Origin of the sequence: Nesterenkonia muleiensis (assembly GCF_003600155.1) — a bacterium.
GTDB lineage: Bacteria > Actinomycetota > Actinomycetes > Actinomycetales > Micrococcaceae > Nesterenkonia > Nesterenkonia muleiensis.
The window spans coordinates 80694-94680 of the sequence record NZ_QWLD01000014.1 but is presented as its reverse complement, the minus strand read 5'-3'; the positions used below and the strand labels follow the sequence as shown (position 1 = coordinate 94680).

The window sequence follows — 13987 nt, the reverse complement described above, 5'->3', positions numbered from 1 at the left end:
AGGCCAACAGCTGCGGGCAAACATCTGCAGCAGAACCGTCACCGGTAACCTGGAGCCTATGGATCTCCCGGAGCGTGCAGCCATCATCGATGCCTCAGCGATCGCCCATAACGTGCGGACCATCGCCAATTATGTCCGCCCCAGCAAGGTGCTGGTCGCCGTCAAGGCCGACGGCTACGGACATGGTCTGGTCACCGCCGCGCACGCAGCTCTGGCCGGCGGCGCCGACTGGTTGGGTGCTGCGCATATCGCCGAGGCCCTCGAACTGCGCGCAGCCGGTATTGACGCACCTCTGCTGGCCTGGCTGCACACCCGGACCTCCGACTTCGCCGCCGCGCTGGAGGCGCATATCGACCTGGGAGCCTCCGGGTGGGAGCTCGAACACATTGCGGAGGCCGCCAACACCCTCCACGAACCGGCCCGGGTGCACCTGAAAGTCGACACCGGACTGGGGCGCAACGGCGCGACCATGAGCCACTGGCCAGAGGTGGTCCACCGTGCTGCCGAACTCCAGAACCAGGGGCTGATCAGTGTGGAAGGCGTCTTCACCCATATGGCGGTGGCCGATGAGCCTGATCGTAGGGAGACCGATGAGCAGCTGGCAGCCTTCCGGGAGGCCCTTGCCGTCGCTGAGGAGCACGGCGTAGTCCCTGACCTGCGGCATATGGCCAACACCCCGGCGGCCCTTTCCCGGCCCGATGCGCACTTCGACATGGTGCGGGTCGGGGTTGGGGTCTACGGGCAGAGCCCCTTCGCCGACCGGACTGCGGCCGAGCTGGGGCTCAAACCCGCAATGGAGTTGCGCACCACCGTGGCCAACGTCAAACACGTCCCCGCCGGCCAGGGCGTCAGCTACGGGCTCACCCACCGGGTCGAGACGCCCACCCATCTGGGGTTGATCCCGCTGGGATACGCCGACGGCATCCCCAGGATCGCTGTGGGAGCCCCGGTCCTCATCGGCGGACGCCGTTACTACTCCGCCGGCCGGGTGGCGATGGATCAGTTCGTGGTGGACTTAGGTGAGCACACGGAGGTGCAGGTCGGTGATGAGGTCACCGTCTTCGGCGGGGACTCCGGCATCGAGGCCGCCGACTGGGGAGCCGCCGCCGGAACCATCAACTACGAGATCATCACCCGTATCGGCACCCGCGTTCCGCGGGTGGTGATCAACGCCGCCTCGGACCGGCCGGACTCGGCGGAGACCCCGGCTGGCGCGGTGACCTCCGACCCGATGCGGAAAGTGAGCCGGAGGCTCGCCGACGCCACAGTTCAGGAGCCGAACCGGTGAGCGCTGCCGACTCACTCGGTGCGCCTCTGCCCGGCGAGAGCTGGCAGCGGGAGACCACACTGGCTGACCTTGAGGCCACCGCAGAGTTCGCCCATGATCTGGCTGAGCATCTGCGCCGCTGGGACCTTGTTGTGCTCACCGGCGGCCTTGGGGCAGGTAAGACCACCTTCGTCCAGGCGCTGGGGGAGGCGCTGGGGGTGGAGGGCCAGATCAGCTCGCCGACCTTCGTGCTCTCGCGGATCCACCGCGCCGTCGCTGACGGGCCAGATCTGGTCCACGTGGACGCCTACCGGACCGATGCCCAAGGGCTGGAGTCCCTGGACCTGCTGGCCACCCTGCCGGGATCTGTCACCGTGGTCGAATGGGGCCGTGGGCTGGTGGAGCATGCGCTGGTTGGCAGCGGCGGCTCCTGGCTGGACCTGGAGCTGAGCAGTATTGGTCCCAGCGGCCAGGGAAGCGTACTCGCCTCTCGGCCAGCTGACGCTGGTCATCGCCCCCTGAAACCGGCTGCCAGCGGAGCGGGCGAAACTCAATCGCCTCAGGATGTGCCGCGCGAGCGCGACGTTCCGCGCGGCTCAATCGGGTCCCGCTCATTTTGCTCCGAGCCTCACAGCGCCGGCACTCCTGAATCGGAGGCAGCAGGTATGGTTGCGGGAATCCAGACCGACTTCAGTGAGACTGACCAGGACACCGACGGCACTCCGCGCCGGGCAGTGCTGCGCGGATACGGGCCGCGCTGGCCGGAACCCCGCTCAGGTACGATGAGTTGAACCCTGGTGGCTGATCCGACTGTCGCCGACATCGCCGCCGCGCTTGCCGCCGAGCACGCGCAGGCGCCCGACGGGGACAGGATTCCCGGCGAGAACCAGCTCGCGGCCTTCTTCGGTGTCACCCGTGCCCGCATCCGCACGGCGCTCACCCTGCTGGAGGACAGACACCTCATCCGCCGGGTCCGCGGAGCCGGCACCTTTGTCAACCGTCCTTTTGACTATGTGATCGCCGGGAACCTGCCGCCGTCGCTGACCTCCACCGTCACAGCGGCAGGCGGGCTGGTCAGATTCGACCTGCGCGACGTCGTCGAAGTTCCTGCGCCTGCGGACATTGCCCCGCTCTTGGGCTGTGCACCTGAAGATCCGCTGATGATGACCTCCCGGCGGAGTTGGATCAACAATCGCATCGCCACTTGCGGACATGTCTGGTTCCGCACCGAGGTGCTTCCGGAGGCCGAAACCGCGCTCCGCACGGTGGACTCTCTCTACGAGACGCTCCGGCTGGCCGGCTACCACCCGGTACGCAGCCGTTGCCGAGTCTCTACTGCGCTCCCGCCTGTGGAGATCGAGCAGCTGCTCGAACTGACCAAACCCGCCCCGGTTTCGACAGTCGAGACGCTCAGTGCAGAGTCGACCACCAGCGCTCCGTTGATTCTCTCCCGCAGTTGGATGCGACCGGATGCGATTCGGGTCACTGTTGAATGGTGAACCTTCCCGGCGCCTCCACTTGTTGAGCTATCGCAACAGGTGACGGGAAGTTTACGAGTTCGTTCACCCTCCGTTCGCCACTGCTTATCGGCGGTGTCATCGGACAAGGGTGTCATAGCCTCATGACTCATGGAGAGAACATCGCCGAAGGCCTCGCGCTGGCTGAGTCGCAGGCCGTCATTGAGGTGGCCGACCGGATTGTGGCGGGTGCAGAGTCAGATGGCGTGGTAGTCCACGTGGTCAAGCCACCAGAGACCGGCATCGTCGTCGCCCAGATTCGCGAGCCGCTGGCACAGAAACGGTTCATTCTCGCCGATGTCCAAACCGTCCAGGCGGAGGTCGAGATCGCGGGCGTGCGCGGATGGTCGATGCGTATGGGATCGGATAGGCATGCCGCAATGGCCAGCGCTGTCTGCGAGGCAGAGTACTTCCGCAACGGACCGCACAGAGGCCAGGTCCAGGATCTGGCGGCCAAAACCCTCAGAGCCCGGGAGCAGAAGCGCGCGCAGCAGTGGCGCAGCCTTGTCCCGACCATCGTCGAATTCGAAGAGGTGTTGGAGAGGTCATGAGTCAGAGCACTCTCGCCCCTGCCCCCGCGGTCTGCCACCAGAAGGAGCAGCAGGACATCACCCCGGGCCAGAGGCCCTCTGCTCCGCTGTCCCCGGCAACGCCCGCCCAGGCTCAGCGGATCTACCGGGCTGTTCTGCAAGCCACCGCCAGGCCGGGAAACATCGGGAGTCTCCCTGACACCCTCGCGCTGGGAGAGCGCCCGTCTGCTGCGGCGCCACTGTGGGTCCTTGCAGATCTGATGAGCACGCTGGCTGCCGCAGACGATGAGGCCGGAAAGACTGTCACCGAACTGGCTGTGGTCACCGGGGCGCCTGTGGTCTCCGTCCATCTGGCCCGCCTCATCCTGGCACTGACCGAAATCGCACCCGAGGACCTGATGTCGCTACACCGTGGAACGGCCCGGGAACCACATCTGGGCGCGCTGCTCGTGCAGCAGGTGCGAGGCATCGGCAGAGGCTTGACCTGTGGTCACAGCGACCAGGCCGTGGGGTTGCGCATGACAGGCCCAGGCATCGACGGGTCAGCGGAGATCCACCTCTCAGGGGTCAGTGCCGAATTCTTCATAGCACGTCAGGCGGCAATAGCGGACTTCCCGCGGGGGATCGATCTACTGCTGGTCAACGGCGACGGGCGGTTCATCGCTATTCCGCGCACCACCGGGCTGGAGGTCTGCTCATGAGCTACGCAGGAGGAAACCGTGGCGGAACGGAGGCCATCGTGGCAGCGGAGGCTCTTCGCGCAGAACAACGCACCGTCCACCAGAGGACGCTGAGTGTCGAAGCAGTCCTCGGGGCATTACCAGAGGCCGTCGACCGAGTCATGGGGGAGGCTGGCCTCTGGGACGAGGAGACCGCAGCCGTGGCGTTCCTTCAGGCTGCCGGGGACAGTGCTGAGGCCGTTCATCTGCTGCGCGCCCACCGGTCCACACTCACACGGTTCGCTTTCAGTGAGCCCATTGAGCCGGACGCCATAGTGCTGGACCGTCGCATCTGCTCGGCACATCGCAGTCCGGACGGTCCTCAGCTGCTGGGCTCCACAGTCGACTATTCACCCCGGCTGTTGCGCAGATCCGGTGAACCTGACCCGCTTCCGCCCAATGATGAACTGCTGGCGGCGATGGCCTCCGCAGAGGCCCGGACCTCAGCGGAGCACCCGGACCGCACACCTCAGCGTTTCACCCGGTATCTGGCAGAGAACAATCTGCTGAGCCCTCACTCGGAGTCGGGAGTCGACGCTTCGGGTCTTGAGGATCCCGAGCCCTATGACCTGGCTCTGCAGCCGGTTCGGCTGCCGGCCTCCCGCTCAGCGCTGCTCTCAGCCATGGCGCTTGCCGAGACCGGTGCCCTGGTGGGCATGTGGTACCGCTCAATCACCGGCCCAGACGGTTACACCGATGAGACGGTGACCGTCGGGGAAGTTCGGCACGGTGAGGTTGATCTGTCTGTCCGGCACCCGCACACCGGGGAAGCACTGGTCATTGGGCAGGTCAGGATGACCGAATGCGAGGCCATCGACCACCTCAACGACCGTGGTGAAGACCCTGGGAAGTTCACCGCCGGTTATGGGCTGGCGCTGGGCCACAATGAGCGCAAAGCCATCTCGATGGCGGCCCTGGACTCAGCGGCTCACCGCATTCGCGGCACGGCGCTGGGTGATGAGATGGAGCAGTCCATCATGCTCACCTTGGACGGATTGGCAGCCAACGGATTCCTCGAACATCTCAAGATGCCGCACTACGTGACCTTCCGGTCGATGATGGAGCGCGCTGAAGCCGCCCAGGCCGTCGCTGTTCCCCCTGTGAGCACCGAGGACGACACTCGAGAGGATTATGCCGAATGAGCACCGCAGCAATACTCGACAAGCTCGACCACGACGCCGGGGCTCGGCAGAATTCTCCGCGCCCCACCGTGATGGATGAACAGGGCAAGCGCGAGGTGCGCAGGGCCAGCCTCGCCGCTGTCGCCATCCCTGGCCACCAAGTGCCTTTCGGCTCTCGTGAAATGCCGGTTGCCCGCGGCTGGGGCTCGGGTGGGCTGCAGGTGACCCTCGCCGTCGGGGGAGAGGACGATACGGTCAAAGTCATCGACCAGGGAGACGAGGAGGGCGTCAACGCCGTCAATCTGCGCCGGCTCATCCGCGGTGCCCTGGGCTGCGCGGGCACTGGAGACACCCGAGAAGCCACTATCGTTCAGTCCCGCCACCGCATCCCCGAGGACCGTATGCGCGTGGGACAGACCCTGGTGCTGCAGGTCCCTGTCTCCGAGCCGCTGCGCAAAGTGGAGAAGTCCGTGCTCGAATGTCAGCGGATGCATGCTGAGGCCGATTACTCCCGGATCTGGGTCGCCATGTACGAGGAGCTCGCCGTCGGTGGCATGATCACCACTGGAGCCAGCTATCCGGTGATGGTCAACCACCGCTACCTCATGGCACCCAGTCCGATTCCGCGTTGGGACATCCCGCGACTGAACCACAGTGAGCACCTGACTATTCTCTGCCACGGCCGGGACAAGAAGATCTACGCGGTTCCGCCACACACTCCGGTGGCACCTGTGGTCTTCGACGACGTTCCCTTCGAAGTGGAGCACACCCCCGGAAGTCGTTGCGAACTCTGCGGATCGGAGGACACCTATCTGGTGCCCGTCCAGGGCGGAAACTTCCTGTGCAGCGACGTTGAATGGTGTTCTCGGGTCAGGCACAGAGATGTCGATGCTGTAGAGCACGCCGCCCTGGCGCCTCAACAGTACTACCCGGACGCCGCCCGGAGACAGAGCCTACGGACCATCGGTGTCAGCGACCCCGACCGGCAGGCGCTCACTGTGGGGGGCGCCCAAGCCCAGACTGCACTGGGACCTGACGGCACCCGCCAGGAGTGGTCGCTCAAGGTTAGCGGGCTGACCAAGGTCTATCCCGGAAGCTGGGGCTCCAGCGAGGTGGTGGCCGCCGCCGACGTCAGCTTCGACGTCGCACCGTCTGAGGCGCTGGGCATCATCGGTGAATCCGGTTCCGGGAAGTCCACGGTGATGCGCTGCATCATCGGCGATGAGACTGCCAGTGCAGGAGAGGTCCGGCTGGCCGGACTCGAGGACGGACGACGCAACGTGTTCGACCTGGATCTTTCGGCCCGGCGAAGGCTGCGTATCGGCACACTCGCGGTGGTCTATCAGGACCCGTCACACGGCCTGGACATGGGGATCTCCGCAGGCGGCAATATCGCCGAACGGCTGACCGCAGCCGGCTGGCGGAAGTATCACGAGATCCGCAGCCGTGCTGCGGCCCTGCTGGAGCGAGTCGAGGTGCCATTGGACCGCATGGACGATGTCGTAGGGCAGTTCTCCGGAGGTATGCGCCAGCGGGTACAGATCGCCAAGGCTCTGGCCACCGATCCTAAAGTGCTGCTGTTGGATGAACCCACCACCGGGCTGGACGCCTCTGTCGCCGCCGGAGTGCTGGATCTGCTGCGTGAGCTGCTGGCGGAGCGGAACATCGCCGTCGTCGTGGTCAGTCATGACTTCTCGGTGGTCCGCGCACTGACCGATCGGGCCATGGTCATGCACAGGGGCCAGGTCGTCGAAACCGGGTTGACCGACCAGCTCTTCGCCGACCCGCACCAGGCCTACACCCAGCGACTGGTCGCTGCAGCAAGGAGCTAGGGAGGAACATTCACCATGACGTTACCGATTCTGACGGTGGTCGATCTGCGCAAGAGCTTTACCCTCCATGGGCTGGGCGGGCAGGTGATTGACTCTCTGCACGGGGTCTCACTACACCTGGAGGAGGGTGAGCATGTGGCGATCGCCGGTTCCTCCGGCGCCGGCAAGTCCAGCCTGCTGCGCTGCCTGATCCGCAACTATCTGCCGGATGCGGGTCAGGTCCTGCTCCACAGTGCTGGTCCCGCGGGCGGGGAGACCCCGCCACGCTCTCGGCCGGCTGCGGCGGTGCCTGCCTTCGCGCCTGAGAGTGTTCCCGGCGGCGCGACGATCGAGCTCACTGCCCTCGACGATCGTTCCATGGCCCGGCTGCGCGGTCGCGAGATCGGCTATGTCTCCCAATTCCTCAGTGCTGGTCCACGGAACTCACCGAGGCAGCATGTGCTCACCTCCGCCCGACGCCGCGGTCTCGAGGGAACGACGGCGGAGCAGGCCGTGGGTGAGGCGCTCACCGGGCTGGGGCTCGAGGAGGAGCTCTGGGGCGTGGACTGCTCTGTGCTCTCCGGGGGTGAGCGCCAGCGGGTGAACCTGGCGGCCGGCATCGTCAGTCCACCCCGGCTGCTGCTGCTGGACGAGCCAGTCTCAGCGCTGGACCCGTATAACCGAGAGAAGGCCCTGGTGATGATCGAGCGGCTCGCCTCCCAGGGAGTGAGTGTGCTGGCCGTCTACCACGATATGCGTATCATCCGGCGCGTGGCCAGCCGGGTCCTCGTCATGGCGAAGGGACGTATCGTGGACGAGGGAACTCCCGGCGCTGTGCTGGAGAAACATCACGCGGCACTGGAGGAGGCAGCAGCATGACTGTCCCGGTCACCGAAGCTCAGTCACCGGGCAGGCCACAGGTCTCGGAGCAACTTGTCGGTTGGCCGCTGGGTGCGCCACCTGCTGACTATGCCATCCGTGGTGTGCGGGCGGTGATGCCGGACCGCATCCTCGACAATGCCACCGTCGTGGTGCGTGAGGGGCGGATCGCCGGCGTTGTCGAGAGTCTCGTCGATACCGCGGCGGATCTCGACGGTTGTGATCTGCTGCTGACGCCTGGGTTCATCGACGTGCACAGCGACGCCCTGGAGAAGGAGCGCAGCCCGCGCGCCAATGCCGAAGTCCCTGTCGAATTCGCCATAGCCTCCTATGAGGGTCGTATCGCCTCGGCAGGGATTACCACCATGTTCCACGGAGCTGCCTTTCAGCACCAGACTGCCCGCGGCATTATGCGCAGCACTGGGAGGGCAGTGCAGACCTGTCACACAGTGGACGCCACGGATTCCTACCGGGTGGATCACCGGGTGCTGCATCGGCTGGATGTCTTCTCCGAACAAGGAGCACAGGCGCTGAGCCGCCGTTTGGAGCAGCTCGGCGCTGACGCGACGGTCCAGTTGGTCTCCTATGAGGACCACACCCCGGGGCAGGGACAGTACGCCGACCCTGAGGTGATGCGCCGGGCATTGATCGATGGAGACGGACTGACGCATAAGGAGGCCACGGTCCAGGTGGAGAGGTTGATTGCCGAGCGAGCGGAGAAATGGGGCGTTCGTGAGGCCAATATGTCCTGGCTTGCCTCTGAGGCTTCCGCCGGCCGGATCCGGCTCCTCGGCCATGATCCGGACTCTGCCGAAGAGATTCTCGCGCTGCAGGGACGCGGTGGGACAGTCGCAGAGTTCCCCACCACTCTGGAGGCCGCGAGCTCTGCCCGGGAGGCGGGAATGACTATTGTGGCTGGCGCTCCGAACGTGCTGCGCGGGGGTTCACACTCTGGGAATATCTCGGCACGTGAACTTGCACGAGAGGGCCTAGTGGACGCTCTGGCTTCGGACTACTTGCCCAGCAGTCTGCTGGCCGCCTCCGTTCTTCTCGCACAGCTCGGGATCATCCCACTGCCGGAGGCGATCGGGCTGGTCAGCTCTGGTCCGGCTCGTGTGGCGGGACTGGCGGACCGTGGGGCTCTGAACGAAGGAATGCGTGCGGACTTCGCCCTTATTGACGACCGGATCGGCGCATGGCCCCGTGTGGCCGCCACATTCCTCGCATCGTGATGAGCTTCGGATCGCTGTCTTGACATCACTTCTTTCGGCGGGGGCGCGTCTGGAGCGGCCCACACCTCTGGGCAGTGTGACGGATGTTACTCGTCATGTTCGACTGAGGAGGGAAACATCAGCTGAGTTTGTCCACAGTTCACTTGTGTTTCGCCTGGTTTTATTCCACCTGTACCCCAGGGTCAACCTTCACCGAGCAGTCTTGAGGAGGTCGCGGCTGGCATGTGCCCAGAGCCTCAGCCAACGCCCGGAGTACTCGCTTGTGATCAACCTCTGATGTGAAGGACTAAGCACCCCAAAATGGCACGTAAACCTACATTCCCTGCGGCGATCGCAGCACTTGCGCTGATGCTCTCCGCCTGTGGCGACGACGATAATGGTGGAGACGGTGGCAGCGGCAACGACGAGAACGGTACCGTCGAAGCGGCGGACGCCGGTGGCAACGAAGACTGGCCCGACACGCTGGAGTTCATCTCCATCCCGTCCGAGGACTCCATTTCTTTGGTCGAGGAGTACGGGCCGCTTCTGGAGAGATTCGAAGAGGAGCTGGACGTGTCGATCAACGACACCCAGGTGACCTCCTATTCTGCCGTGATCGAAGCTCTGGGCGCAGGGCAGGCCGACATCGCGAACTTCGGTCCGTTCTCCTACGTACTGGCCGCTGACACTGCCGGAGCTGTGCCCGTAGCAGTTGCCATCGACGGCCCTGAAGAGCCCGCCTCCTACGTCTCCTACCTGGTCACGATGGACGATCGTGCTGATCTCAACGGAATCGAGGATTTGGAGGGTCAGCGCGTCTGTTTCGTGGACGAGGTCTCCACCTCCGGGCGGCTGTACCCGCTGGCAGGCATGATGGAGGCCGGCCTGGATGAGGATGCCGGTGACTATGAGCCGGTGTGGTCAGGCGGTCACGACTCCTCGGTGCGCTCGGTCATCAACGATGACTGTGACGTCGGCTTCGTCTACGACACTATGTTCGATGTGCAGCTGAGCGACGAGACCGACGGCATGAAGGTCATTTGGGAGTCTGAGGATATTCCGTCTGCTCCCTTCGCTGCCAGCGGTGACCTTCCGGAGACCATGGTCGCGGCCATGCAGGAGATCATGCTTGAGGACTTCAACACCGATGTTTTGGCCGAGGCGGGCCACTGCGACAACCCGGAGCCAGGCGATGACGAGGCCAATGACTGTTCGGCCCTGATCCCCGGCGGCGCCCAGTGGGGTTACATCGAAGCCACCGACGATGTCTTCGACGGCATTCGTGCTGTCTGCGACATCACTGAGGCCGAGGCCTGCGACCCGGACTGATCCGTATTCCCGTGACATGTTGTTGTCCGCACCCCGTGTGGAGTTCAGGCGGGGTGCGGACGCCATCAATCCCGCCACTTTGGAAGCATCTACAGAGAGACCACAAATATGGCACAGTACATGACCACACACGGCATGGCCGCAAAGGGCGTTGCTTTCAGCGCGCCCGAGGAGCGTTCCATCCAGTTGCGCAACGTCACCAAACGCTTCGGTGGCGTGACTGCGCTCAATGGCATCAACATTGACTTTGCGCCGCAGAAGATCAATGTTCTGCTGGGCCTCTCCGGTTCGGGAAAATCGACACTGCTGCGGCAGATCAACGGGCTGCACAAACCCACCAGCGGTGAGGTCATCACTCTTGGCACCGACGTTCACACCGCAGGTGCAGGACGGCTGCGCAAGCTCCGCCGCAACGTCGGCATGATCTTCCAGCACTTCCATTTGGTGGAATCCATGTCGGTGCTGGAGAACGTCTGCACCGGAAAACTGGGCTCGCTGGGCGGACCCCGGCTGGGGTTGTTCAGCTACCCCCGTGCGGTCAAGGAGCAGGCGATGGAGCAGCTGGCACGGGTGGGTCTGGCCGATAAGGCATTCCAACGCGCTGATGCGCTCTCCGGAGGTCAGATGCAGCGGGTCGCTATCGCCCGGGCACTGATCCAGGAGCCTCGAGTGCTGCTGGCCGATGAGCCGGTGGCAGCATTGGATCCCGTTTCCTCGGCCACAGTCATGACTCTGATCGGCAATATCGCCAAGGAGGACAACCTTACTGTGGTCTGCTCCCTGCATCAGGTGGAACTGGCGCTGGAATTCTCTGACCGAATCATTGGCCTGCGAGGGGGCGAGCTGGTCATGGATCGCGAGTCCCATTCGCTGAGCCTGAAGGAGGCCCACGAGATCTATGAAGCCGTTGCCGTGGTCTCCGAGACGGAGCTCGCCCAAGAGACGTCTGAGCTGGCTGCTGTACACCAGTCCTGAGCTGCGAGTCCGGATTTCTTCTGAGGGGAATACGCCATGACCGCGACAATGGAACGTCCTGCCCAGCCGCCGCGTACCTCTGTGCTGCCTCCTGTCCCTAAGCGGCCGGTGCCGAACCCACATGTCGTCGCCGTCTGGGGCATCATGATCATGCTCCTTGGCGGCGGTGCATGGTCACTCTGGGAGCTAGAGGTCACTCCGGCCAACGTCTTCGGACACTTCGACAATGCAGCCCGTTTCATAGAGCGGGCGTTTCCGCTGAACTGGCCGCCGCTCAGCGAGTTGCTGGCCATGACGGCCGAGACGCTGGGCATTGTCTTCCTTGCCACCGGCTTCTCGGTCTTCGTCTCAACGCCGATCGCCATCATGGCGGCGGCCAGCACCACCAGCGGCAGGTTCTCCTGGACCGTCTCGCGTTTGGTGATCATCTTCTGCCGCGCAGTCCCAGACCTCGTCTTCGCCATCATTCTTTTCCGGCTCTTCGGGCTCGGCGCGCTGACCGGCATCCTGGCGATGGGCATCAGCTCCATCGGCATGATCGGCAAGCTGTACGCCGACGCGATCGAGGAACTCGACCGGGGTCCCTCGGAGGCCGTCGAAGCCGCCGGCGGCGGACGCTGGCAGTGGATCCTCTCCACGGTGATCCCACAACTGATACCCCAGATGATCGCCACCGGCCTGCACCGCTATGACATCAACCTGCGTACTTCGGTGATCCTGGGCTACGTCGGTGTTCCTGGTATCGGCTACTACCTCTCCGGAGCCCTGGAGACCATGCAGTGGCAGCGCGGTATGGCCTTGGCGCTGTGGGTGCTGATGCTCTGCATCGTGGTCGAGCTGATCTCCATGGGCATCCGTGCGGCCATTATGAGTCCCAGCAGTGGGGATCGCAGTTTCCTCGGCCTGATCAAGGCGGCCGACCGCAGCGGCTGGGCCACCCACGAGCCGGTGCGCACCCGCTCCGGTGCCGTACGAGTCAGTCCTCCCTGGACCGGTGCACGCTGGATGCGGTTCGGCGGCATCGGAATCCTGGTGGTGCTGCTGGTGGCTTCATTGATCGCTTCCAACATCCGCTGGGAGCAGATTCCTCGCGGAGTTGAACGGTTCATACCTACCATCTCAGAGTTCATTCCCGGGACCCAAGGCAGGTTTGTCGACTACTGGCTTCCCGCGCTGATCGAAACGGTGCAGATGGGCTTGGCGGCCACACTACTGGGGCTCGTGCTGGCCCTACCGGTAGGTGCGATGGCCGCGCGGAATGTGGCGCCTACGCCCACTGTGGCATTGTGCTTCCGCATTTTCATCGTCGTCAACCGCGCGATCCCGGAACTGATCCTGGCCATCGTGCTGCTGGTCATTCTCGGCTTCGGACCCGTACCGGGCGTTCTGGCGCTGGCCTTCGGCACTACCGGTCTGTTCTCCAAGCTCTTCGCTGACTCCATCGAGGAGACCGACGTCCGGGTGCAGAACGCCCTGCGAGCCGGGGGCGCAACCCGGATTCAGGTTTTCTTCGGTTCTACTCTGCGGCAGGTCGCCCCGGCGATGGTTGCTCACATCATGTACCAGGTGGACAACAACGTCAGAAACTCTACCCTGCTGGGCATCGTCGGCGCCGGCGGCATCGGCTACTGGCTGATGCAGACCCAAGCCCAGTTGGCCTACGACGTGCTCAGCTTCCTGATCCTCAGCGTCCTGCTCATCGTGATCGTGCTGGAAGCGATCGCCGTCTACATCCGAAACGTGATCCGGTAGCGGCAGTGGCAGGTTCAGGGGCGCCCTATGACCTCACCGTAGTGGGCGCCGGAATCGTCGGGCTAGGCGCTGCGGCGGCAGCGGTGGAGTGTGGTCTGCGCGTGGTGGTCATCGACGCCGCGGCCGAACCCCGCGGAGCCAGCATCCGAAACTTCGGCCATCTAGGATTCACTCTCCAGTCCGGATTCGCCCGCCAGCTAGCCCAACGCTCCCGGGCCCGTTGGAGGCAACTGGACGCCCAGGCGGGGCTGGACCTGCGGACTGACGGCGCGGTTGTCGTCGCACGTGCAGAGGACGAACTCTCCGTGCTGCGGGAATTAGCGGCGGCCCATGATGACGACGCCGCGATCGTCCCGTTGGGTGCCGAGGACGTCGCTGGGCGCACCGGAACATGCGGGGCACTGGGCGGAGTCTGGCTGCGGGAAGACTGCCAGGTGAGTCCACGCATCGCCGCCCCTAGGATCCGTTACTCGCTGGCGGCTCAGGGTGTGGACTTCCGCTACCGGACTACAGCGCTGGGTGCAGAATCCGGCCTGCTGCACACCAGCAGAGGGGACATCCCGGCGGTCAGGACGGTGTTCGCCGTCAATCAAGACATCGACCGGCTCTGTCCGGAGCTGGCTGAGCAGCGCGCAGTTCGCCGCTGCGGCTTGGACATGCTCCGGGTGCGAATCCGCCGCGGAGGCCACACCCTCGCGCCTGTGGTGCCCACGCTGACCGGATGGTCGCTGCTGCGCTATTCCGCAACAGCCGTACTGCCTGCCACAGAGGCCCTTCGTCAACGGTTGCACGCGCAGGACCCACCAATGGCGACCTGGGATGTGAACCTGATGTGCACCTAGCTCTTCGAGGGCGGCAGCGGGTCCGAGACCGAGC

The 13987-nt window shown here is 64.6% G+C and carries 13 protein-coding genes; all 13 read left to right on the top strand.

Annotation, left to right across the window (positions count from 1 at the left end):
- The first annotated feature begins 58 nt into the window (after positions 1-58).
- The 13 genes from alr (at position 59) to DVO78_RS04590 (ending at position 13953) form a co-directional block, all read left to right on the top strand.
- Positions 59-1288, top strand: coding sequence for an alanine racemase (alr, locus tag DVO78_RS04650; RefSeq protein WP_120003645.1), 1230 nt, complete (start codon positions 59-61; stop codon positions 1286-1288).
- On the top strand, positions 1285-2058 hold the full coding sequence (gene tsaE / locus DVO78_RS04645) for a tRNA (adenosine(37)-N6)-threonylcarbamoyltransferase complex ATPase subunit type 1 TsaE (protein WP_120003644.1): 774 nt from the start codon (positions 1285-1287) through the stop codon (positions 2056-2058). The genes alr and tsaE overlap by 4 nt, the downstream gene beginning before the upstream one ends.
- Before the next feature lie 6 nt (positions 2059-2064).
- Entirely contained in the window at positions 2065-2766 is a 702-nt protein-coding gene (locus tag DVO78_RS04640; protein ID WP_120003643.1) for a GntR family transcriptional regulator, read from the top strand.
- 122 nt (positions 2767-2888) lie between these two features.
- Positions 2889-3335: a phosphonate C-P lyase system protein PhnG gene (locus DVO78_RS04635; protein WP_120003642.1), complete on the top strand. Its 447-nt coding sequence runs from the start codon at positions 2889-2891 to the stop codon at positions 3333-3335.
- Complete coding sequence (gene phnH / locus DVO78_RS04630) at positions 3332-4015, top strand: phosphonate C-P lyase system protein PhnH (protein WP_120003641.1); 684 nt, start codon at positions 3332-3334, stop codon at positions 4013-4015. Before DVO78_RS04635 ends, phnH begins: the two co-directional genes overlap by 4 nt.
- Entirely contained in the window at positions 4012-5175 is a 1164-nt protein-coding gene (locus DVO78_RS04625) for a carbon-phosphorus lyase complex subunit PhnI (RefSeq protein WP_120003640.1), read from the top strand. Before phnH ends, DVO78_RS04625 begins: the two co-directional genes overlap by 4 nt.
- Positions 5172-6986: an alpha-D-ribose 1-methylphosphonate 5-phosphate C-P-lyase PhnJ gene (locus tag DVO78_RS04620; RefSeq protein ID WP_120003639.1), complete on the top strand. Its 1815-nt coding sequence runs from the start codon at positions 5172-5174 to the stop codon at positions 6984-6986. The genes DVO78_RS04625 and DVO78_RS04620 overlap by 4 nt, the downstream gene beginning before the upstream one ends.
- 15 nt (positions 6987-7001) lie before the next feature.
- Positions 7002-7844, top strand: coding sequence for an ATP-binding cassette domain-containing protein (locus DVO78_RS04615; protein WP_120003638.1), 843 nt, complete (start codon positions 7002-7004; stop codon positions 7842-7844).
- Complete coding sequence (locus tag DVO78_RS04610) at positions 7841-9076, top strand: alpha-D-ribose 1-methylphosphonate 5-triphosphate diphosphatase (protein ID WP_120003637.1); 1236 nt, start codon at positions 7841-7843, stop codon at positions 9074-9076. The genes DVO78_RS04615 and DVO78_RS04610 overlap by 4 nt, the downstream gene beginning before the upstream one ends.
- 300 nt (positions 9077-9376) lie before the next feature.
- On the top strand, positions 9377-10384 hold the full coding sequence (locus DVO78_RS04605; RefSeq protein ID WP_120003636.1) for a phosphate/phosphite/phosphonate ABC transporter substrate-binding protein: 1008 nt from the start codon (positions 9377-9379) through the stop codon (positions 10382-10384).
- A 108-nt stretch (positions 10385-10492) separates the two neighbouring features.
- A complete protein-coding gene (gene phnC, locus DVO78_RS04600) occupies positions 10493-11359 on the top strand; it encodes a phosphonate ABC transporter ATP-binding protein (RefSeq protein WP_238385147.1) in 867 nt (288 codons plus the stop codon).
- 36 nt (positions 11360-11395) lie between these two features.
- Positions 11396-13111, top strand: a complete 1716-nt coding sequence (gene phnE, locus DVO78_RS04595; protein WP_202912085.1) for a phosphonate ABC transporter, permease protein PhnE — start codon at positions 11396-11398, stop codon at positions 13109-13111.
- A gap of 5 nt (positions 13112-13116) precedes the next feature.
- Positions 13117-13953 (top strand): FAD-dependent oxidoreductase, encoded by an 837-nt coding sequence (locus DVO78_RS04590; protein ID WP_157983876.1) that lies wholly within the window; start codon positions 13117-13119, stop codon positions 13951-13953.
- The last annotated feature ends 34 nt before the right edge of the window (positions 13954-13987 follow it).